Origin of the sequence: Sorangium sp. So ce295 (assembly GCF_051527405.1) — a bacterium.
GTDB classification, from domain to species: domain Bacteria; phylum Myxococcota_A; class Polyangia; order Polyangiales; family Polyangiaceae; genus Sorangium; species Sorangium cellulosum_B.
Genome location: NZ_CP150324.1, coordinates 4,029,419 through 4,051,218, shown reverse-complemented (window position 1 = coordinate 4,051,218; position 21,800 = coordinate 4,029,419). Strand labels below are relative to the sequence as shown.

The following is a 21,800-nucleotide window of genomic DNA, read 5'->3' as shown; positions in this document are numbered from 1 at the left end:
ACATGCTTGTCGAGGAACACGGCCTCGACGTGCAAGCGCTGGCCGACGGCCCGCATCGTCACGGCGTCGAGGTCCGCCTCGTCGGCGAAGCGAAGCACCGACCGCAACAGCCGATCCCGCGAAAGAGGCATACGCGGGTCGGCCCCGCGGCCACGCTCCTGTGCATCCATCGGCCGAGCCTTGCTCGGCGTCCATGGCCAGCGCTCCCGGGAGTTCGACCCAAGCCTGCTGGGTATGCCTTTACGACGCCATGACCTCTCCCTGCTTCGCCGTTGACAAGATTTCACAACAAACCCATTGTCTATCACCTCGTCACTCGAAGGCTCACACAACGCCAGCACGCGTGTCCTTCACCGAGGCTGACGCCGCACCGAGTGCCGGTATGACGGCGTTCAGAGGCTGCACGACGTCGGGAAGAGCCGCGCGGACAAACGCGTACTCGTCGGCGTGCGCGACAAGATCGTCGTCACCGGCTGACGGCTCGGATTGGAGCGAGAACCATGACCATCAACTCGAAGATCCTGATCACGGCGCTGGGGGTGGGAATCCTAGGTTGGGCTTCCGTGGCGCGCGCCGAGGCCCCCTCCGCAGCACCCGAGGCGGATGCCGCTCCGAACGAGTTCGCCCCGGCGCTGCGCCGCGGGGAATGGCTCTCGACCCTGGGGCTGCACGCCTCGCTCGGCCTCGCCTTCGGCGGCGATGAGCTCGCCGAGCTCACGTACTCGGACGGCTCCACGACCACCGTCCACGCCGGAGAAGGGGTCTCCCTCTCCGGTGGACTAACCTGGACGCCTCTCTGGCTCGGGGATCGCGTGGGACTCGGTCTCGGGCTGGACGCCGGGTGGAAGTACAAGAGCACCCTCGTCGACGCCGATGGCTCGATCAAGCTGGAGCGCATCCCATTGATGGCCTCCGTCCGAAGCCTGGTGGCGATCGACAGCTCGTGGCACGGCGTCGTGGCCGCAGGCGGGATCCTGGAGCTCAACCCGCACCTCTATGGCGACGGCGTCCTCGGCGGCGCCGATGCTCGGTTCGACGACGCTCTGGGCGGCATGCTGGAGCTGGGCGTTCTGTGGGGTCGTCCGAAAGGCTTCGGGTTCGAGATGACCGGGCGCTGGACAATCCTGAGCTACGACTACATGGGCGAGAGCAGCAACGCCAGCAGCGGGTCCGTCAACCTGACGGCCCACTTCTTCCTCTGAGGAGGAGAGGAAAGCGCCGAGCCCGGATTCGACCCCAGGCGGGCGGCGCGCCGTGCGGATCAGCGATCGTCGAGCGATGCGGTCCCAGCAGCGGACCCGGTTCGTTGCGAGCCGTCGGCCATGCTCGGCCGAGCGCCCCTCAGCGCTCCTTGTCCTTCTTGCCGCTCCCCTTCTCGCTCTTCTTCTTGGCGTCGTCGGCCTTCTTCTTCTCGTTCTTCTCGTTCTTCTCGGGCTTCGACTTCGACGCCACCTTCTTCGACTCGCCGCGGCCGAGCGAGATCTCCAGGCGATCGCCGCGCGCCTTCGCCTTGTAGGCGGGCACGCCGTCCTTGAACTGCAGGGTGACCTCCGCGCCGTGCGCCGTGTTGACCACGCGCACCGACGCGATGCGCTTGTCCTTGCGGGCGAGGCCGCTGCCCGACGACAGCGCCCGCCGATCGGGCAGCGATACCGTGAAGCCCATCGCGCCGGCCGCGCCGTTCAGCTCCTCGATCGGGCCGTCCATCTTGAGCTTCAGGACGATGGGGTTCCGCACCGATCCCTGCCCCCACTCCCGCGGCCCCTCCTGGTCGCCGTCGTCCGCCGCTTCCACCTCGTCGTCCTCGCCCGGGCCGCCCGGGACCGCCGCGCCCGGCGCGAGCGCGTCGCCGGCCAGCGCGCTCGGATCCGCCGGCGGCGTCGGCGGCACAGGCTCCGTCGTCGACAGCGGCGTCGCGCCGAACAGCGGGACGTTCGCCGTGAGCGCGCCGCCCGGCGCTGCAGCCGGCCCCGCGGCCGCCGCGAGGGCAGGCGCGCCGGAGGACGCCGACGCTGGCAGCGCCGGCACACCCGCGGCCGACTCGGCCCCGGCCGAGGGCGCGTCGCCGCCCCGCAGGCCGAGGAAGCGCGCCGCCCCGAACACCACGAGCACCGCCGCCAGCCCAAGGAAGCTGCCGACCGCGGCCGCCTTCTTGTTGAAGCGCGGCGGCTCCCCGCCCTCGCCCGCCGCCTCCTCGGGGTCCTCGCGCACCAGCCGGCGCCCGCCGGACTTCAGCGCGCCAGCCGGCGGCGGCGCCGTCTTGCGGCGCGGGCCGCCGTCCTTGCCCGACCCGTCGCCGTCGCCTGCGCGCGCGGCGCGCCGCGCCTTGATCCTCGCCACGAGGCCCGCCATCGCCGTGGCCGCGCGCGCCCCGGCGCCGGCGAGCGCGGGCGCGATCTTGCCCGCCACCGCCTTGCCCGCCATCGCGGCCTTCTCGCCGACCTCGCGCAGCCGGCCCGGCTGCGCGTCGGCAGCCGCCTCGGCGCCCGCGTCCTCGGCCGCGCTCGCGGAGGGCGGCGCCCCGTCGTCCGCGGAGAGCGGGGCCGCTTCGGCGCCCGCGCGCGCCTCCCGGGCCGAGAGCGCCGGCGACACGTCGCTGTCGTGCTCGTCGTCCGCGTGGGCCGCCGCGCCGCCGCTCGCGCCGCCGCTCGCGCCGCCGCTCGCGCCCGATGAGGCGCGCTCGCCCCGAGGCTCGGCCGCCGGCGCCGAGGAAGGCCGCGCCGTCGCGCGCTCGCCCTGAGGATCGCGCGCCGGAACCGTCGGCGCGGTGGAAGGCCGCGCAGCCGCGCGCTCGCCCTGAGGATCGCGCGCCGGGACGGTCGGCGCCGACGACGGTCGCGAAGCCGCGCGCTCGCCCTGCGGCGGCGACGACGGCGCCCGCACCGGCGCGCCGGCGTCGTGGGAAGATCGCGCCGGGGCCCGGGGGAGCGCCTCGGGCGACGAGGGCCGCGGCCGCGGCGCCCTGGCCGCGCGAGGCGCCTCGTAGCACAGCGTGACAACGAGCTGCGGCACGCTCGTCGCCGGGTCGACCTCGACCTTCACGTGATCGATGTACGCCTCGCGGCGCGTGCCCTGATCGACCTCCTCCAGCTCGAGGGAGCGACCCACCTTGAGGAACTCCAGGTTGGAGCCGACCTCGAGGTCGTCGAGCCCGCCGCCGCGCACGCGCGCCTTCATGGGCGAGCCCAGCCCCTCGATGTGGAGCCGCACGCGGGAGCCCCGCTGCGCGGCCCCGAGCGACGCGGCGGCGGCCTGGACGGTGAGCGCCGGCGCGGGGCCCGGGGCGCCCGCGTCGATCGACGAGCACATCGCGCGCACCGCCTCCTCCGACTCGGCGTCGAGGCCGGTGAAGCGCAGGCCGAACTCGCCGCCGCGCGCCTGCTCGGCGCGCCAGCAGACCTCGCCCTCGACGACCAGCTCCTTGCCGAGCCCGTCGAACCGGCAGATCAGGGCGTCGCCGACCCGCGGCAGGTACGCCGTGCGCAGGCGCATCCCCTCGGGGGACATGTCGATCGACTCGGCCTCGAAGCCGCCGCCCGACGTCTCGCCGACCGCGACGAGCGCCTCGACGCGGACCCGCTGCCCGGCGCCAGCGCGCCGCTCGCCGCCGCCCTCGCGCTCCCTGTCCAAGGATTCCGGCGCCTTGCGAACGCCCTCTCCCTCTGCGCCTCGACCGTTCATACGCCCATTCCTCCGCCGCGAAGCCGCGTCCGCCATCGCGGGCCCTCCGCGGTGCAAAGGGCCCATTGGCCGGCAGTACGGCGTAAGCCACGCGCTGGCCAAGTTTTGGAGGCCCCGGCCACGCGCCATGCACCACGTGCCCCGTGAACACGCGCCGCCGTGATGCGCAGCGTTGCGGCGCGGGGACCGACGGAGCAACGGGAGCAACGGGGCGGAGGCGGGGTGCGATGGGCGGCAGGCGGTGACAGGCGGTGACAGGCGGTGACAGGCGGTGCCGGGCGGTGCCGGGCGGTGATCGACCGCTCGCTTCACCTGGCGCTCGGGGGGGCAAACGTGGGAAACTCTCGCGATGGGCAAGGACGAGCCCCCGCAGAACCAGGACACGCCCGCGCCCGCCGCGAATCAGGATGTCGTCTTCATCCATAGCCCCGTCGAGCAGGGGGAAGGCTTCCGGGTGATCCGGAGCCGGGAGGACCGGCTCGAGATCGGCGAGCTGCGGCCCACCGAGCACGGGCGCCCGCTGAACGGGGAGCTCGTGAAGCTGACGCAGCGGTCCGAGCACGCGCGGCTCTTCGACGTGGAGGTGCTCCTCCCGGCGGCGCGCGGCGAGTCGCCCCGGTCAGGCCCCGCGCAGGTCGCGACCGACGCCTACCGCTCGAACTGGGAGGCGATCTTCGGCCCGCGAGAGGCGAACAAGCTCGCCAACTGAGCGCCCGCGATCGCGGGCCGTCAGCGAGGGGCCATGGCGGCGAGCTGCCGCGCCTGGCCGGTCTTCCGGAGCGCGTACGCGATCCCGCGCTGGAGCGTCCCCTGGACGACGGTCTCGCTCAGGTCGATCCCGAGGCTGACCAGCGTCTGCGACACGTGGCCTCGGATCCCGGTGATCACCGCCTCGGCGCCGAGCAGCCGCAGCGCGGTCGCGGCCCGGACGAGCGTCGCGGCGACGCTGCTGTCCACGCCCTTCACGCCCGTGATGTCCAGGATGACGACCTGCGCCGACGTGTCCGCCACGCCGTGCAGCGCCGTCTCGAGCGCCTCGTCCGCCCGCTCCGCGTCCAGGGTCCCGATGAGCGGCATGACCATGATCTGGTCGGTGATCGGGATGAGCGGCGTCGACAGCTCGGCGAGCCGCTCGCGCTGCACGCGGATGAGGTCCTCCTGGAGGGCGGCGCGCGCCCGCTCGGCGCTCTCCCGCTCGACGAGCTCCGCCTCCAGCTGCACCTTCGCCGCGAAGAGCTCCGCGGTGCGGGCGGCGACGGCCGCCTCGAGCGCGTCGTTGGCCCTGCGGAGCTCGTCGCTCGCCGCCTGGACGCGCGCATAGAGCAGCGCGTTCTTCACGGCGATGGCCGCCTGCGCGGCGACGAGCTCGAGCACGTCGAGGCGGGCGGGCGAGAACACCTCGGGCGCGGCGTTGTTCTCCAGATAGAGGACGCCCGAGATCTCCCCCTGGCTCACCATGGGCAGCGCGAGCACCGATCGCGGCTTGCGCGCCGCGACGTAGGGGTCGCCATCGAACCGCCCGTCCTGCGCGGCGTCGGCCACGACGACGGCGCTCCCGGTGCGCATCGCGAGCTCGATCACCCGGGCTGCGGCGGCGCCGCTCTCGCGCACGGGCGTGGACGGGCCGACGCGCACCTCGCCCTCGTCCTCGGCGACGGCCTCCACGCGCGGCCCGCCCTCGTGGTCCAGGATCAGCGCGCCCCGCTGGGCGCCGACGCTCTCGATGGCGAGCCGGAGCAGCCGCGTCATCACGCGGCCGAGGTCGATCTCGCGCGCCACCGCCTGCGCGGCGCGGATGAGCGCCGCCGCGTCGAGCAGCGCCACGCGCCGCGCGACCGCATCGGTCGTCGACGAGACGACCGAGGTCAGGTTCGACAGGACGCTCGCGGATGCGGGCTGGCCCGCCGCCGCGCGGGGGAGCAGCTGGACGTACGCCTCCTCCATCTGCCGCAGCTTGGCCGTGGCGCCCCAGCGCGCGTAGGCCTGGTAAGCCTCGACGAGGCACGAGCGCGCGAGCCACGGCATACGCCTCGCCGCGAGGAACCTGCCGCAGAGCTCGCTGACGAGCGCGCGGTAGCGCACGTACCCCGCCTGCTCCGCCGCGTCGCTCGCCTGCTGGTAGAGCTCGAGGATCGGCTCCAGCGCCTCCCCGGCGACGCGCGCGCGCTCCGCCCGGACGAGCAGCTCCAGGTGCCGGAGCTCGGGGCAGTCCCGCGCGAGGACGGCGAGCTTGTCGTGGCTCGACGCGAGCATCTCGGCCAGCGCGCCGCCCTCTTCCCCGCTCGCCCGAGGGCCCTGCGCCAGGAGGGTGAGGCAGGTGTAGAGCGGCAGATCGACGATGCCGATGTACTGGCCCGTCAGGGCGCGGGCCCGCTCGTGCGCGCGGCGCGCCATCCGCAGCGCGCCCTCGTGATCGCCGTAGAGGTACGCGAGCGCGAGCTTGTTCGTGTAGTAGAAGCCAGCGACGATCGCGAAGGCCATCCCATCGAGCTTCGGCACGAAGGCGTCCTCGTCGAAGCCGGCGTCGCTCAGCGTGCCGCGGTCCAGCGTGCGCCCCTCGAGGTTCTGGATCACCTGCCGCGCGACGGTCTGGACCGCCGTCGACAGCGCGTCCTTCGTGCGGGAGGTGAAGCGCAGGAACCCGCCGACGTCCTCGCGCACGCGCCGGAGCTCGCCTTCCAGGCTGAGCTTCATCTGGGCGATGATGTTGGAGGACGCCGACGCGAACATGAAGTCGCCGGTCTCCATCCCGGCGATCCGCGCCCGCTGGAGGACCTCGAGCGCCTCGCGCTGCGGCCTCGAGAGGTTCATGACGACCCCGTAGTTGAAGTCGAGCTTCGCCCTGATGGCATCGACCCGGTACCTGTCGTTCAAGGCGACGCCCATCCGCACGATCCTGTAGCCCTCGTGCGGCTGGCCCCAGAACGCGGCCAGGTAGAAGCCGTGGTACGCGTACGCCACGCTGGCCATCGGCGAGTTCCCGTGCCGGAGCGACAGGTTCGTCATCCTGACGGCGAGGAGCTGGGCCAGCGGCGGGTTGAGGAAATACGCCGATGGCGAGCCGTAGCCGAGCATCTCCACCACGGCCCTGACGCGCGGATCGGCGAGCTCCGGGCCCGCGCCGACGTCCTCGCCCCGCCGGGCGGCGAAGCCGCGCTCGGCTTCGGCGATCTCCGCGCGGAGCGCGGCGGCGAGCGCCTCGCCCTCGGTGGGCACCTCCATGCCGAAGAGGCGCAGGCCCTGGAGCGCCAGCGCGAGCGTGTCCGCCCAGCGGTGCTGCGCGTTGTAGAGGACCATCCGCGTGCAGTACACGCGCGCGCGCTGGACGTCCGAGGCGGCGCGCTCGAGGAGGGCGTCGAAGAGCGCCTCCGCGTCGTCGCAGCGGCCGCTCAGGTACGCGCACTCGGCCTTCACGGCATGGATGTCGAAGACGTCGAAGGCGAGGCCCGGCTCGCCGGCCCATGGATCCGGGCCGAGCGCGGACGCCGCGGCGCTCAGGTAGCCGAACGCGGCGTCGTACGCGGTCGCCGCCTGCGCGCGCCGCCCCGCGGCCACGTTGAGCCGCACGAACTCGCCGCGCTCCGCCGGATCCTCGACCAGGGCCGCGGCGACGTTCAGGTGCCCGACGACGACGAACAGCTCCTCGTCGCTCGGATCCTCGCCGAGGCTCGCCGCGAGCAGCCGGCCGATGCGGTGGTGCAGCCGCTTCCGCTCCGGCTCGTCGATGAGCGCGTACGCCGCCTGCTGGACGCGATCGTGCAGGAACCGGTACGAGACGCGGAACGAGGAGTCCTCGAGCAGCCTGCCGGCGACCGCCGCGTCGCCGGCGTGGACGAAGCGGTACTCGGGATCGAGGGGCACGACGAGGCCTCTCCGCAGGGCCTCCCAGAGGGCCGCGGCCACCTCGCCCGGGGGCTGCTCGGCGACGAGCGCGAGCGTCCGGAGGTCGAAGCGGTGGCCCACGCAGGCGGCGAGCCGGAGGGCCCGCTGCGCGCCGGGCGCGAGCCGCCGCAGCTTCGCGGCCATCAGCTCGACGACGCCCTCCGCGCCCTCCGCGCTCCGGGCGCGCTCGAGGCTCCACGCCCACGCCCCCGCGGCCGGATCGAAGCGCACGATCCCCTCGCCGGCGAGGGCGTGCAGGAGCTGGTGGATGAAGAACGGGTTGCCCGCGGTCCGCTCCAGGATGAGCGCCGCGAAGGCGTCCGTGTCCTCGAGGCGGCAGCGCAGGGCGTCGGCGAGGAGCTGGCGGATGTCCTCGATCTCGAGCGGCCCGAGCCACACCTCGCAGGCGGACGCGCCCGCCGCCCGCAGGCCGCCGACGAACCTCGCCAGCGGGTGGGCGTCGTCGACTTCGTGGTCGCGGTAGGCGCCGATCACGAGCATTCCGCGGACGTCGGGATCGGTCATGAGGAGCTCGAGGAGCTTCAGCGAGGCCGGGTCGGCCCACTGGAGATCGTCGATGAAGAGCGCGAGGAGGTGCTCCTCCGTGACGGCGCGGACGAAGGTCTGGAACGCCAGGCTGAAGCGGTTCTTCGACTCGCTCGGCCCGAGCGGCTGCACGGCGGGCTGGGGTCCGAGGACGCGCTCGAGCTCGGGGATCACGTCGACGACGACCTGCCCGATCGAGCCGAGCGCGGCGCTCAGCCGGGCCTTCCAGCGCGCCACGGACTCCTCGCCCTCCGACAGGATGCGCTCGCACAGCTCGCCGAACGCCCGCGCGATGGCCGCGTAGGGGGTGCGCTGCTTGAGCTGGCCGAACTTCCCCGAGACGAAGTACCCGGGCCGCCGCGCGAGCACCTTGTAGACCTCGCGGACGAGGGCGGACTTGCCGACGCCGGCGTGGCCGGAGATGAGGAACAGCTCGACGGCGCCGGCGCCGGCCGAAGCGCGCTCGCACGCGGCCACGATCGCCTGCGCCTCGGCCTCGCGCCCGTAGAGCTTCTCCGGCAGCCAGAGCCGGCCGCCCGCGTCGCGCTCGCCGAGCGGAAAAGGATCGACGCGGCCGTCGGCCTCGTACCTCCGGAGGCACTCCTCGAGATCGGCGCGCAGCGCCTCGGCGCACGGGTATCGATCCTCGGCGGCCTTGGAGAGGAGCTTCATGACGAGATCGGAGACGACGCGCGGGATCTCGGCCGACACGGCGTGCGGCGGCGTCGGCGTCCTGGCCAGGTGGCAGTGCACGAGCTCCATGGCGCTCGGCGCGGTGAACGGAGGCGCGCCCGTGAGCAGCTCGTAGAGGGTGACGCCCAGGGAGTAGAGGTCCGTCCGGCAGTCGAGGCTGCGGTTCATCCAGCCCGTCTGCTCAGGTGACATGTACGCGAGGGTCCCCTCCACGGCGCCCGGGTTCTCGGCCCTCGGCGCCTCCTGCGACAGGCGCGTTGCGATCCCGAAGTCGGAGAGCTTGACCACCAGCGGATCGAGGCGGACGAGGATGTTGTGCGGCTTGACGTCCTTGTGAATGATGCCCGCGTGGTGGAGCGACGCGAGGGCGTCCGCGACGTGAATGCCGATCCGCAGGATCGTGCCCAGGCCGAGCCTCTCGCTCCGCGAGACGATGTCGAGCGACGCGCCGCCGAAGTCCTCCAGGACGAGCACCGGCCCCTCGTCGCTCTCCTCGACGTCCAGGACGCGGAGGACGCCCGCGTGCGCGATCTCACGCGTGATGACCAGCTCGTGGCGGAGCCTCGCGATCGCGCGCGGCGACGCCCGACCGGCGCTCGGCCCCTTCAGCACGACGGGCTGCCCGTCCGACGCGCGGCGCGCGCGGCGCACGGTGATCATCGTCCCCTCGTGGAGGACGGCTTCCGCGGCGTAGCCCTGCAGCGGGCTCGCGGATCCGGTAGCATGAACCGCGCCGAGTGTGGTCATACGTACAGGTTACATCTGATACGGAACCCACCGTGACGGCGTCGATGTCGTGTACGAGCCGCCATGGCCGAGAACGGTAGTCCAACGCACATTCCATGGATGGTGCTCGTCGTTCCTTGCCTCGAGCTCCTCCGGTGCGCGGGCGTGCCGAATCTTGAGCCGCGGTGGACCTCTGGAGAACACTGCTGGGCGTGTTCCCGACGCGCCGGTCGACCGTCCCGCCCTTGACAGCGGTCGCGCCCTTCACGCAAAGGCGAGGCGTGCAGGCGCTACCGCTGGCGGCGACCGATGACGAGGCGCTCGCGCGCGCCGCAGCGCAGGGGCACCCGGGCGCCGCGCCGATCCTCTGGCAGAGGTTCGCGCCGCTCGTGCGCCGGATCCTGACGCGCACCCTCGGGCCGGGCGATGAGATCGACGATCATGTGCAGGACACATTCCTGCGCTTCTTCCGTGTGGCGAAGGACCTCAGGGACCCTTCGCTGCTCTCGAGCTTCATCGTCGGCATCGCGGTGCGCGTCGCGCGCGCCGAGCTGCGGCGCAGGCGTGTGCGGCGCTGGCTCCAGCTGTCGCCGTCGGGCGAGCTCCCGGACATGGGGGGCGCGCAGCAGGATCCGCAGGGGCGCGCGGCGCTCACGCGGCTCTACCGCATCCTCGACCAGGTTGACGACAGGTCCCGGACGCTCTTCGTGCTGCGGTTCATCGAGGGGCTCGAGCTCACCGAGATCGCCGCCGCGCTCGGCTGCTCCCTGGCCACGACGAAGCGCCACCTGGCGCGCGCGTCCCACCGGATCCTCACCGCCGCGGAGCGCGATCCCGCGCTCTCGGCCTACCTCACCAAGGCCCCGCAGGACCTCGATCGGCCCGGGACCCTCCCCGCCGACGGAGGAGATCGCGATGAATGAAGCGGAGAAGCTGAGCCGGCTCGCGGACATCGTGCGGAGCGGCGTCCCCGCGGACGTCGACGCGGCGCACGACGCCGCCGAGCGCGCCCGCTTCGTGGAGGCGGTGAGCCGCGGCGCGGGCCGCGCGGGAGCCCTGGGCCGCGTGGGCGCGTGGCTGCGCGCCTCGCCCCTGTGGAGCGCGCTCACCGGGCGGCCGCGGTGGAGCTTCGCGCTCGCCGGCGGGGCGGCGCTCGCGCTCGCGCTCGTCACGCTCTGGCCGGCGCGGCCGCTCGACTACGCCGTCGAGGGCGCGCCTTCCGCCGCGGGCCGGTACATCGCCGCGACGGCGGGCGGAGAGGCGCGGCTCCGCTTCACGGACGGCACCTCCGTCGCGCTCTCGCCGGGCAGCGCGATGCGCGTGGTCGACGTCGACGCGGCCGGGGCGCGCATGCTGCTCGAGGACGGCCGCGCGTCGCTGCGCGTCACGCGGCGGCCGAAGGCGCGCTGGTCCGTCGAGGCGGGGCCGTTCGCGGTGCTGGTCACCGGCACGGCGTTCGACGTGTCCTGGAGCCGCGGCGACGGCACGCTGCGCGTCGATCTGCACGAGGGGAGCGTGACCGTGCGCGGGCCGCTCGCGCCCGACGGGCTGCCGCTCCGCGCCGGGCAGCGGCTCGTGGCGCGGATGCGCGAGGGCGACGTGCAGATCTCGAGCGGCGACGCCGCGAGCGCGGCGGACCCGGCGCCGAAGGCGCTGCCGCCCGCGGGCACGGCGGCGCAGCCCCGGGAGGAGAAGACCATCGGACCTGGCGACGCCGGGGGCGGCGACGCCGGGGCCGTACGGCCGGAGGGTTCGCGGGCAGAGGGGGCGCCCGCGAGCCCTCCGACGGACGGTGCGGGGCCGGCGGCGCCGGCCGGCGCGGCGGCGGCGGCGCCGAGCTGGGCGCAGCGCGTGGCGGCGGGGGATTTCCGGGCGGTCCTGGCCGAGGCGGAGCAGCGCGGACTCGGGGGGGTGCTCGAGCGGGGCTCGCTGGACGACCTTGTCGCCCTCGGGGACGCGGCGCGGTACGCGCGGCGGGGCGACGTGGCGCAGCGCGTGCTCTCGGCGACGCGCAAGCGGTTCCCGGGGACGAGCCAGGGCAAGGCGGCGGCCTTCCTGCTCGGCCGCCTGATCCACGACGGCGGCTCGCCCGAGGCGGCCGTGGCCTGGTACGACACGTACCTCGCCGAGTCGCCGGGCGGCCCGTTCGCGGCCGAGGCGCTCGGCCGCAAGATGGTGGCGGTCGAGCGCACGGCCGGCCGGGCGGCGGCGCGCCCCATCGCGGAGCTCTACCTGAAGCGCCACCCGCGCGGCGCGCACGAGCCCGTGGCGCGCGATCTCCTCACGCCGTGACGCCCGGCGGGTGACTCACCCGTTCTGGCATCCATCGTCTGATCCGATCGGGAGAACGTTCGCTCGAAGGCGGAGGCCCGAGGCCCGAAGGGGCAATTCGGCACGCGCTTCTTGCGCGCCGCGCTGCCCTCCTCGGGCCGAGAAGCCGGGCGATCTGAGCGTGCTCCCGCGGGCTGTGGAGTCATCGCGGCCCCATCGACGCATGAATAACTTGTTGAACGAGCGTCGTTTTTAAGGGGTGTCGGCGCGCATACAGAACTTCCTGTCACCTGAGGTGAGCGTGGCGCTTCCTCCTTGATATCCACGAATCGTCTTATTCCAGTTCTTCCCCCAGGTTGCTGGACAAGCAGGTCGATCCGAACAAACCGCTTGATTCACCACGACGGAAATGCGTTATGCTGGTGTACGGGTGGGGCAGAGCGCGCGGCGCGAGCCGGACAGCGTCGCCTTGATTTCAAGCCCTGGAGGTCCATCGATGCACCATCGATCTCTCTCTGGAAGCCTTCTGTCTGCGCTTTGCGCGCTTGGCTGTGGCGGAGCCGATGACACAGCCCAGGAGCCCGTGGTCATAGCCTGGATATCGACCTCGGCGTGTAATCCATTCTACGACTTGAGCCGAGCGGGCGCTGCTGCAGCGGGGGCTGACCTGACGGCCGCTTCCGGGCAGCCCGTCACCGTGTTGATGCTGGAACCCCAATGCGTGGAGTCGCCTGACGGGAGCCCGAGCGGAACACCTCCTTGCGAGGCGCAGACGGCGCGGATCCAGGAGGCCATCGACAAGAAGGCGGACGCCATCGCCATCGACGTGTCCGACGCGGCATGCGCGACGCCCTTCATCAACGACGCGGTGGACGCCGGCGTCAAGGTCATCACCTTCGGCGACGACGCTCCCGAGAGCAAGCGCCTCACCTTCTACGGTATGGATAACAAGGCCGCCGCCGCGTTCCTCATGGATGCGCTCGCGATCATCAACGGGGGGACGGGCAACGTTGCGTTGCAAACGCACATGGAGCCCGATGGCAAGGGGGGATACGACCTCTCCAAGCTAGCGGCCTATGTCGAGCGACACGCCGGGTTCTTCGAGACGCTGGCGAAATACCCAGACATGACGAACGTGGCGACCATCCCCTGCGTCGGCAACGACCTCGACGACCCTACGTGCTCGATGGAAGCGGAGCAGGCGCTGACAGCTCAGCCGGACATCAAGGGCTTCTTCTTTGCCCGCGGCAAGCTCCTTCGCGAGCACGACCTGGAGACCAATGCGCCCCTGCTCACCGCGAGGGTGAAGGAGAAGACGATCCACTCGGTCTCCTTCGATGCTCTGCCGGAGTCCTTCGAAGCCATCCGCGAGGGGTATGCCGAGGTGGTCGTCAGCCAGAAGGTCTTTGGCTGGGGCTACGACCCCGTCATGCTCGCATACGATATCGTCACCGCCAACCGGCCCGTGGAGCAGTTCACCGACGCCGGCTGGTACACCGTTTGTCCGAACAACCTCGCGGAGTTCGAGCGAAACAACCAGGCGCAGGACTATCGCACGCCCCTTTCGAAGTGCAGCTTGCTCCCTTGAGCGGCGAGCCCGCATCCTCGAAGTAGCCGCTCCGCTGACCGCGTCTTTTCCCTGGCCAGATTCGGTTACACGCTACGCGACGCCAGATGAGGGCCGTGCCCTCGCCGAGCGAAGAGGAGCGAGCGATGAGCTGTTTCCGCCCGCCCTTGGCACGAGCGTCGCAGTGCGGCGGTCACCCGCACAGGAGACGGGCCCAGATCGGCGTTTTCGGCGCGGAAGCAAACGAAGGTGCGCTGAGCACCGAAAACGTCGAGGTGGGCCCGTATCCGAAGCGGGTGACCGCCGCTCTAGTTCGAGCGGCTCAGCGGGTACTTGTAGAAGTTCTGCGCCCACTCGATGGTCCAGATCGTCGGCTCCACGTACACGTTCTTGTCCGCGCCGAGGATCATGCCCCGCTTCATCTTCGCCATCGCCGTCAGGAAGACCTTGCGATCGTCCTCCATGCGCGGCCGCATCACGGTCGACGGGGGATACAGCTCCTTGACCTGGGCCACCGTCGCCGCGTCGTTGATCCACCCGTCGACCCCGTGCTCTCCCTTCGGGAGGCGCGAGCCGCCGGCGTCCAGCCAGTCGCGCAGGTCGTTGTTGCCTCGGTTCATGCCGTCGGCATGGCAACCGATGCAGGAGCTGCCGGTGTTCAGGCGGCGGTCCTGGGTGGCGAAGCCCAGCGTGCTGTTGATCTGCGCGTCCGAGGCGTTCCGGAGGAGGCGCGGATCGCGCACGATGTTGCCGAACGCGTCGACGCGGCGCTGGTTGATGCCGCCCCAGAGGGAGTACCCCTGCAGGCCGTTCGGCAGATCCCAGATCACCTCCTCCGCCGACTGCTGGAGCCCGTCGGTCCCTGTGTAATAGCGGCAGTTGATGTAGCTGCCGCCCGCGTAGCTCGGCGCCCCGTCGCACCCCGCCGGCTCCGTGCCGTTCGGCTGAGCCAGCGTCGCGATGAAGCTGTAGTTGCTCGCCGAGCCGCCGGCCCCGCTGATGAACTTGGGGATCGGGTGCGCCCAGAAGGGGAACCGGATCTGGCCCGTCTCGTACGCCTGCTCGATGGTGGTCACGCCGTCGAGCTGCCCGGAGAAGACGTCCCACGTCTTCCAGTAGTACCCGCCGCTCTTCGTCCTGGCCCTGTAGTACATGCGGGAATCGACGGTGATGGCCTGCTTCGTGAGCATGTACTCGTACGACTTGATCCCCGCGTCCTTGATGACGCCGAGCTCGGCCTCGAGATCCTGCGCGTACCAGGGGATCGCCATGATGGCGTTGTAGACGTCCGGGCGCGTCAGCGTGTAGACGAGCTGGCCCGCCTCGATGTAATCGGTCTTGAAGCCGTTGACGTTGGGCGGCAGCACCTGGCTGTCCGTGGCGCCCTCCACGTTGCCGGCGAGGACGCGCCCCCAGACGAGCCTGGCGAAGCTCGGATCCACCTGGACCGTCGAGGTGTACCTGTACCGCTCCCTGAACGTGACGTCGGAGCCGACGGGCTCACCCAGGTAGTTGACCGAGGTCCTCCCGAAGAAGACGTCGTCGTCCGATCCACCGAAGTGGAGCTTCGTGACCCCCTTGTTGTAGCCCCAGTAGTTGCGGGTATCGAAGCGGTAGACCATGCCCTTGCCGTTGATGTCCACCGGGTTGACGATCGTGGGGGCCCAGCGCGCTGTCGAGTTCAGGGCCTTGGACAGCCCCACGCGGGCCACGTTGAGCTCCTCCGCGCTGACGCCCGCGTTGTGGAGCTCGTGCAGCGAGGCGTACTTGATGAACTCCGCGTCCGCCGCGGCGACGGTGGCCTTGTCCGTCGCGATCCACGCCTTCACCTGGTCCTCGGTGACCTTCTCGCCGGCCGCGACGGGGCGCGGGGTGGCCGGCAGGGTCGGCGCGACGGCGTTCGCCCACGCCGTGACGGCGTTGAGCATCTGCGTGTTCGCGTCTCTGCAGCTCGTTCCGAAGCAGTTGTGCCGGTCGATGCCCATCCGGACCACGAGCTTGGAGTCCGCCGGCTTCTTGAAGTTGACGCGCGTGAGCGCGTACTCGTGGGCCAGCGCCGGATCGACGTCGGCGTGCATGGGCGCCTGGGCCTTGCCCGTCGAGCTGTGGCAGCCAGAGCAGTTGGCGGTCAAGAGCGGGTAGACCGTCGTCTTGAAGGCCTCCAGCGACGCGGCCATGTTGAAGTTCATCTCCTTCGGAAGGCAGACGGCCTCGACGTTCTTGCCACCCTTCCCGTCCGGGATCTGGCTGTAGCCAAGCGTGCAGCCCGACGCCGGGTTGACCCCCGTATCGGCGTCGCCACCGCCCGAACCGCCAGCGCCGCCCGAGCCGCCAGCACCGCCGGAGCCACCAGCACCGCCCGAACCACCGACGCCGGTGCTCGCGCTGCTGGAGCTGCTGGCGCTGGTCGAGCTGCTGGAGCTGGTCGAGCCGCCAGCGCCACCAGCGCCGCCCGAACCACCGACGCCGGAGCTCGCGCTGCTGGAGCTGCTTGAGCTGCTGCTCGCGCTGCTTGAGCTGCCCCCCACGACCTTGAACGTGAACTTCTGGTTGTCGCCGTTCGCCCAGCTGTACTGCTGGAGGCCGGCGCCGTCCGCGGTCGACCGCCCGGTGACGTCGAGCGCCTTGTTGCTGTTTCGGGCCATGATCCGCTGGGCGTTGTTGCCGACGTCCACGAACGAAAATTGCTGGCTCGTGGCGTTGCCGCAGCTGGATTGGACGACGGTGGCGCCGTTCGCCGTCGATCCACCGTTGATCCCGAGGCAGAGACCGCTGTTCACGTTCCGCAGCCGGAAGTATCCGCTCCCCGCGGACTCCGCCCGGAACTGCTGTCGCGTGGCGCCGTTGCACGCGGCGATCTGCGCAGCCGCCGCGCTCGCCGTGCTGCCCCCACGTATCTCGACGCACTTGCTGCTCTGCACGCCGACGAGCGTGTAGACCGCGTTCGGGTCGATCGTGAGGCTCTCCTCGAGCGCGTCGCCTTGCTCGCTGCCGGTGTCGTCCAGACCAGCGATGCATGAGACGGCGAGAAGGCTCGTCGCGGAGGCAAGCAAGGCGCTCCTTGATGCGAATCTCATGTTGTTCTCCTCTGTCAAGTAAGAAGTACGGTCTATCTACAGCTCGACGCTGCCCTTGCGCTGATCAGGGGCTCTCGACACGCAATGCGCGATGGAGGCTCCGGAGGGACGGCCGCGGTAGTCATCGGTCATCGCCCCCCAGGGGATCTCGATCACGAGGTGCGGAGCTGGAGGACTCGTTCGACAGGCGGTCAGGCACCGCTAAGAGGATCACTCTTGTCCCGTATCGTGTTGCGAGTCAAGCCCATCATGCGTCCCGCCGCGTCATTTGCATGTTGGTTTACGTGGTCATGCGTAGTCATTTACGTGTTCGTTCACATGGTCTTTCACGTGAGCGTTCACATGTTCGAACACATGCATGATCGTTCGCGTAATCGTCTACAAATCCGCGCAAACACGCACGAACTTGCGCATCTCCGCGCCGATCTCCCGCCGTCGATCCTCTTCACTTTGCCGCGCATCTGTCCATCTTGTTCAGTTTGTCGGCATTTATGAACGACTATTTACGAAGCCACGACCACGACAGTTGATGGCCAGTGACCTGTGCCGCAATGTCCTACATCGACCGAGACATTTGGCTTCTCGCGCCCTCTTCGCCCGTGTCACTGAACGGGTCGAGTCTCGCCTGAACGAGAGTTGCCGCGGCCCCCCTGGATCATCGGATGACCAGGGATCCGCCGTGCGTCGATCCCTGCACACATCCAGGCAGGTCGCTCCCCCGAGGCGGTGCCCGGGGTGAATCGCCGAGGGGCCAGGGCAAGGAGAGAGCGTCAGGCGATGGTCAACATTGACAAGTTGAGAACAATTTGTCAAGTTCAGGCCTTGACGGTCGGCGCGCCGATCGCAAAGCTCGTCCGGTGCGTGAGCGAGCCACCCTGGCCGAGCGCGCGCTCCAGTTGGAGGAGCCCTCGCCTCCTCCGGCGACCAGGCCGCGGAATGGTCGCCTTCAAGGTCGTGTTCCGTCTCGCCAGACACCGCGCCTGGCAGGAGGTCGTCCCCTCATGAACGATTCACGGCGTCGCAAAGGGCTGCGGCTCGAGCGGGCGCGCGCTTCAGCTCAGTTCAAGGACGGCAAGTTCGAGAACCCATCGGGCGCCGGCCCCAGCATGACCAAGGGCTCGACGCTGCCCGTGCTCGGCGAGTTCTTCTTCCGCCGCGGCCGGCGGGAGCCGCCCGCGCCGCTGCCCGTCGTGCGGCCCCACGAGAGCTGGGCCCGGCAGTGCGACACCGGACTGCGGGTCACCTGGCTCGGCCACAGCACCGTCCTCCTCGAGCTCGATGGCCGCCGGGTGCTCACCGATCCGGTGTTCGGCGAGCGCGCCTCGCCGGTCTCCTTTGCCGGGCCGCTGCGCTTCCATCCGGTCCCGGCCGCGCTCGACGAGCTGCCGCCGCTCGACGCGGTCCTGCTCTCCCACGACCACTTCGATCACCTCTGCGCGCCGACGATCGAGGCGCTGGCCCGCACGCGCGTCCCCATCGTCACGCCCCTCGGCGTGGGCGCGCTCCTCGAGGCGCTCGGCGTCGACCCGGCGCGGATCACCGAGCTCGACTGGCACGAGCGCGCGGAGATCGGCGGCGTCCGCTTCACCGCGACGCCCTCTCAGCACTTCTCGGGCCGCGGGCCGACGAGCCGCAACGCGACGCTCTGGGCTTCCTGGGTCATCGAGTCGGAGCGGCGCAAGGTCTTCTTCTCCGGCGACACCGGGCTGTTCCCCGGGTTCGAGGACATCGGCAAGCAACACGGCCCCTTCGACCTGGTGATGCTCGAGGTCGGCGCGTATCACCCCGCGTGGGGGACCATCCACCTCGGCCCCGAGAACGCGCTGACCGCGTTCGAGATGCTCGGCGGCGGCACGCTCCTGCCCGTCCACTGGGGCACCTTCAACCTCGGGCTCCACGACTGGGACGAGCCGGCCGAGACGCTGCTCTCGCTGGCCACCGAGCGCGGCGCGCGCGTCGTGACCCCCCGGATCGGCGCCGCGTTCGAGCCCGAGCGCGTCGGCGCGCCGACCCCGTGGTGGCGGGCGGTCGCGGGCCCGCGGTGACGGACAGCGGCCAGCCCCGCTCCGCCGGAAGGCCGCGCCACGCCTCGCGCGGTCACGCCGCCTGGGGCCTCGTCCCGGCCGAGGGCGGCGTGAGCTGCTCGACGGTGTAGGCGTATTCGTAGGTCTTGCGGAACTCGCGCCAGCTCCGGAGCTGCGGCATCCACTCGTCGTCCCGCAGCGCGCTGAGCAGGAGCAGGATGCGCGACTCGGAGGAGAGCCGTATCACCGCGTCGCGCGTCTCCTGCGTCGCCATGCAGAGCTCGAGATCGGTCGCCGTGCGGATTCCATGCGCCTTCAGCTTCGAAAGGATGCTCGACGGCGCGTTCCGGGCCGGCTCGGCCTCGTCTCGCGCGTGGAGATACAGGATGGCCTGATCCACGAGGTCGACAAGGCGCGGGGCCGGGATGCGCGTGCGCAGGATCAGCTCGATCAGGTTGTGGTGCGCGAGGTTCTCGATGTTCTCGATGCCCTCCTCGAGCAGGCGCGCCTTGTCGTAGAGCGTGATGCCCTCGAGGTGGGTCAGCGGGTCGCGGTCCTTCAGGGTCGGGACGAAGAAGGTGACCATGCGCGTCTTGAGCAGGTCGTGGAGCACGGCGAGCCCGGTGTCCGGGACGATGCCAATGAAGAAGGCGAGCAGGAGCAGGTGCCAGGGCGCGTTGTCGATGGGCGCCGCGCCGCCCGAGAGCGAGGCGCCCTCGAACGTCTTGCTCATGACCCAGGCCAGGATCGTGGCGATGATGATGCGCACGGAGATGTGGCTGTACGCCTTGGGCCCGAGATCCGCCCGCACATAGCGGCGGAATACCATGTTGAGCGCGAAGAAATACGTGCCGAGGAACGCGAACGTGAAGGCGGTCCGGTTGGGGATGAACAGGGAGTGGAGCTCGACCGGCTCGTCCCCCAGCGTCTCCGCCACGGACGCCACCGTCGGCAGCGCCGAGATCACCCAGCCGACCGAGAGGAGGAACGTGCTGAGGATGATCGGGACGAAGAACAGGGGACCGCGCCGGGTGTCGAGCGCGTCCTTCATCAGCGGCGAATAGGCCCGCTCCGCCTCGTCGATCGTACGGAGCGCGGGATCGAGCCGCAGCACGTCGCGGTGAAACTGCTCTTTCACCACGTTCCGGCGCTGCTCCGCGAACAGAAAGAACAGGAGCGCGGGCAACGTCGCCGCGGCGCCGATGAACAGCGCGAAGAGGAGCAGCAACGCCATGCTGCGCATCGATAACGTGAAGATCTCGTGAAGGCGCTTCTCGGCCTGCAAGAGGACGGTGGCGGCGGGGATGCCGAACCCCACGAGGCACACCGCCAGCATGCCGATCGCGCGCCAGAACTGGTCGCGCAGCATCAACGCGGTGCTGCGATGGCGATGCCGGGCCCAGCGATCCAGCGACGGGAACACGGTGAACGCGATCATCCCGACGCCGACCGTGCCGAAGGCCAGGCGGGCCCAGCCGTCCAGGGTGACCACGAACAGCGACGTGAGCCCCCCGAGGACAAGCACCCCCGCGATGGCGGCGGCGTCGAGGCTCGGCTCTTCGGCCTGGACCGGGGCGCGCTTCTCCACATAACCACGCTCGAGCCAGACGCTCAGATCCAGCCCCTGCGCCGCCGTCTCCGTCGTGCGCACGACGTCGAAAGGCGCCACGACGAGGTCGCTGCCATCGCGCCTGATGCAGATCCGGCGAGCCGTCTTGTTGACGAGCTCGATCTCCTCGGCGGGCGGCGCCTGCCGCTGCAGATCCTCGAGCTCCCCATCTGCCATGGCGTTTCCCCTCGATCGGCGCGGTCGCCCCTGATCCCTGCGGCGGCGCATCGACGGCAGGTTGGGGCCCAGTCGAGCTTATGCCCATCGACGCTCCTCCGCGAGAGCGCGCCGCATCGTGGAGGTCCTCCCGGTCGTGGCCCGTCCGGACGGACGCTGCGGGCTCTGGCTCGGCTCCTCGGGTGCGTCGCCGGGCCCGGTGCCCCCTCCCCCTGGCCCCCTCCCCTCCCCCTGGCCCCTTCCCCGTTCACTGCAATGCGCCTCCACCCCCGCCTGCGATCTGATAGAGCCCTGGCGCGTGCGCTCCCTCACTCTCCTGCTCTGGCTCCTCCTCGCGTCGGCGCCCGCCGCGGCGCGGGCCGACGCGGCGCCGCCCGGCGCGCCCTCAGGGGAGGCCGAGGCGGCCGCGTCACGGGTGGTGATCGTCGAGGCCGGCGTGGACGACCCGCTCGTGCTCGAGGCGGCGACGCGGCTCCGGGCCGAGCTCGGCGCGGCGGGGTTCGAGGTGGTGCGCGTCCTGCGAGCGCCCGAGGGCGATCTGCGCGCGGGGCTGGAGCGCGCCGCGAAGGAGGCGGACGCGTTCGCGGCCGCGACGATCGTCCGCTCGCGGACGGGCGCGACCGCCGACCTGTGGATCGTCGATCGGGTGACGCAGAAGACGGTGGTGCGCGCCGTGGAGGCGGCCGGCGCGGCGGCGCCGTCGGTGATGGCCGTGCGCGCGGTCGAGCTCCTGCAGGCGAGCCTGCTGGAGGCAAGCCTGCAGGAGCCGCAGGGGCGCGCCGCGGAGGACGGCGGCGCCGCCGTTCCCGACGACGTGCGGCGGTGGATGGCGCCCGTCCGGCAGCGGGCCGGGATGCCCCCTGCGCCGGAGCGGGCCGGGATGCTCGCGGGCGTGGGCGTCGAGGCCGGCTTCGTGGCGCTCCTGAGCGCAGGCGGCGTCGGGCCGGCGCTGGGGCCCGCGCTTCGGCTGTCGTACGGGGTCGGCGCGGACGGCCGCGGCGGCGCGCTGCCCGCGGGGCTCGCGGCGCGGCTGACATTCGCCGGGCCGACGCTGGGGCCCACGCTCGATGGCGAGCTCGGCACGGTGTCCGTCCGTCAGGAGATGGCCTCTCTGGAGGCGGTATGGGCGCTGGACACGGGCGGCGCGATCTGGCCTGTGCTCTCGGCCGGCGTGGGCGGAATTCACCTGTTCGTCAGCGGTGATCCCCTGCCGCCGCTGCGGAGCGCGACGGGCGATGTCTGGTCGGTCGCCGCGGCCCTGGGCGGGGGCGCCGGGCTGCGCCTGACCGACCGCGCGGCCCTCCTGGTGGATGCACACGCGATCTTCGCCGAGCCCCGCGCCGTCGTGACGCTCGGCGGCGAGCGGCTCGGCACCGCGGGGAGACCGACGTTCGCCGGGTTTCTTGGGCTGCTCGTGCGGCTCTGAGGCGGGGCCGCGCCCGCGTGGCCCGGCGGGGGGCATCGAACGCCGGCACAAGGCGGTTTGCCGATGTTGGAGAGGCGCCGATTCCGGTACCGTCTGTGAATCAGTCGATGGCGCGCCCGAT

The 21,800-nt window shown here is 71.5% G+C and carries 11 protein-coding genes; 7 read left to right on the top strand and 4 right to left on the bottom strand.

Annotated features, from left to right (window positions below):
* The first annotated feature begins 500 nt into the window (after nt 1-500).
* A complete protein-coding gene (locus WMF11_RS15410) occupies nt 501-1,202 on the top strand; it encodes a hypothetical protein (RefSeq protein ID WP_437977999.1) in 702 nt (233 codons plus the stop codon).
* 139 nt (nt 1,203-1,341) lie between these two features.
* Here the strand turns inward: WMF11_RS15410 and WMF11_RS15405 are convergent, their stop codons facing one another.
* Entirely contained in the window at nt 1,342-3,681 is a 2,340-nt protein-coding gene (locus WMF11_RS15405; protein WP_437977998.1) for a PilZ domain-containing protein, read from the bottom strand.
* Nucleotides 3,682-4,030: 349 nt separating this feature from the next.
* On the opposite strand from WMF11_RS15405, the gene WMF11_RS15400 reads away from it, so the two are divergent.
* Entirely contained in the window at nt 4,031-4,390 is a 360-nt protein-coding gene (locus WMF11_RS15400) for a hypothetical protein (RefSeq protein WP_437552603.1), read from the top strand.
* Nucleotides 4,391-4,410: 20 nt separating this feature from the next.
* On the opposite strand, the gene WMF11_RS15395 is transcribed toward WMF11_RS15400, so the two are convergent.
* Nucleotides 4,411-9,549: an AAA family ATPase gene (locus WMF11_RS15395; protein ID WP_437977997.1), complete on the bottom strand. Its 5,139-nt coding sequence runs from the start codon at nt 9,547-9,549 to the stop codon at nt 4,411-4,413.
* Nucleotides 9,550-9,809: 260 nt separating this feature from the next.
* Between WMF11_RS15395 and WMF11_RS15390 the strand changes: the two genes are divergently transcribed.
* The 3 genes from WMF11_RS15390 (at nt 9,810) to WMF11_RS15380 (ending at nt 13,387) form a co-directional block, all read left to right on the top strand.
* The gene (locus WMF11_RS15390) at nt 9,810-10,451 is read left to right on the top strand and encodes an RNA polymerase sigma factor (protein ID WP_437909128.1); all 642 of its coding nucleotides are present in this window, start codon (nt 9,810-9,812) and stop codon (nt 10,449-10,451) included.
* Nucleotides 10,444-11,820 carry a FecR domain-containing protein gene (locus WMF11_RS15385; RefSeq protein ID WP_437977996.1) on the top strand — a complete coding sequence of 459 codons (1,377 nt, stop codon included), beginning with the start codon at nt 10,444-10,446 and terminating at the stop codon, nt 11,818-11,820. The genes WMF11_RS15390 and WMF11_RS15385 overlap by 8 nt, the downstream gene beginning before the upstream one ends.
* Nucleotides 11,821-12,382: 562 nt before the next feature.
* Nucleotides 12,383-13,387 carry a substrate-binding domain-containing protein gene (locus WMF11_RS15380; RefSeq protein WP_437977995.1) on the top strand — a complete coding sequence of 335 codons (1,005 nt, stop codon included), beginning with the start codon at nt 12,383-12,385 and terminating at the stop codon, nt 13,385-13,387.
* A 287-nt stretch (nt 13,388-13,674) separates the two neighbouring features.
* Here the strand turns inward: WMF11_RS15380 and WMF11_RS15375 are convergent, their stop codons facing one another.
* Nucleotides 13,675-16,443 carry an RICIN domain-containing protein gene (locus WMF11_RS15375; protein ID WP_437977994.1) on the bottom strand — a complete coding sequence of 923 codons (2,769 nt, stop codon included), beginning with the start codon at nt 16,441-16,443 and terminating at the stop codon, nt 13,675-13,677.
* Nucleotides 16,444-17,444: 1,001 nt separating this feature from the next.
* On the opposite strand from WMF11_RS15375, the gene WMF11_RS15370 reads away from it, so the two are divergent.
* Complete coding sequence (locus WMF11_RS15370) at nt 17,445-18,488, top strand: MBL fold metallo-hydrolase (RefSeq protein WP_437977993.1); 1,044 nt, start codon at nt 17,445-17,447, stop codon at nt 18,486-18,488.
* 52 nt (nt 18,489-18,540) lie between these two features.
* Here the strand turns inward: WMF11_RS15370 and WMF11_RS15365 are convergent, their stop codons facing one another.
* A complete protein-coding gene (locus WMF11_RS15365; protein ID WP_437977992.1) occupies nt 18,541-20,253 on the bottom strand; it encodes a hypothetical protein in 1,713 nt (570 codons plus the stop codon).
* Nucleotides 20,254-20,551: 298 nt separating this feature from the next.
* On the opposite strand from WMF11_RS15365, the gene WMF11_RS15360 reads away from it, so the two are divergent.
* Nucleotides 20,552-21,679, top strand: coding sequence for a hypothetical protein (locus WMF11_RS15360; protein WP_437977991.1), 1,128 nt, complete (start codon nt 20,552-20,554; stop codon nt 21,677-21,679).
* Nucleotides 21,680-21,800: the final 121 nt, after the last annotated feature.

What these genes read in the sequence shown, in the direction of transcription:
- WMF11_RS15410 (WP_437977999.1), top strand. Translation starts at nt 501, where the DNA reads ATGACCATCAACTCGAAGATCCTGATCACGGCGCTGGGGGTGGGAATC.
- WMF11_RS15405 (WP_437977998.1), bottom strand. Translation starts at nt 3,681, where the DNA reads ATGAACGGTCGAGGCGCAGAGGGAGAGGGCGTTCGCAAGGCGCCGGAA.
- WMF11_RS15375 (WP_437977994.1), bottom strand. Translation starts at nt 16,443, where the DNA reads ATGAGATTCGCATCAAGGAGCGCCTTGCTTGCCTCCGCGACGAGCCTT.
- WMF11_RS15365 (WP_437977992.1), bottom strand. Translation starts at nt 20,253, where the DNA reads ATGGCAGATGGGGAGCTCGAGGATCTGCAGCGGCAGGCGCCGCCCGCC.
- WMF11_RS15370 (WP_437977993.1), top strand. Translation starts at nt 17,445, where the DNA reads ATGAACGATTCACGGCGTCGCAAAGGGCTGCGGCTCGAGCGGGCGCGC.
- WMF11_RS15395 (WP_437977997.1), bottom strand. Translation starts at nt 9,549, where the DNA reads ATGACCACACTCGGCGCGGTTCATGCTACCGGATCCGCGAGCCCGCTG.
- WMF11_RS15385 (WP_437977996.1), top strand. Translation starts at nt 10,444, where the DNA reads ATGAATGAAGCGGAGAAGCTGAGCCGGCTCGCGGACATCGTGCGGAGC.
- WMF11_RS15400 (WP_437552603.1), top strand. Translation starts at nt 4,031, where the DNA reads ATGGGCAAGGACGAGCCCCCGCAGAACCAGGACACGCCCGCGCCCGCC.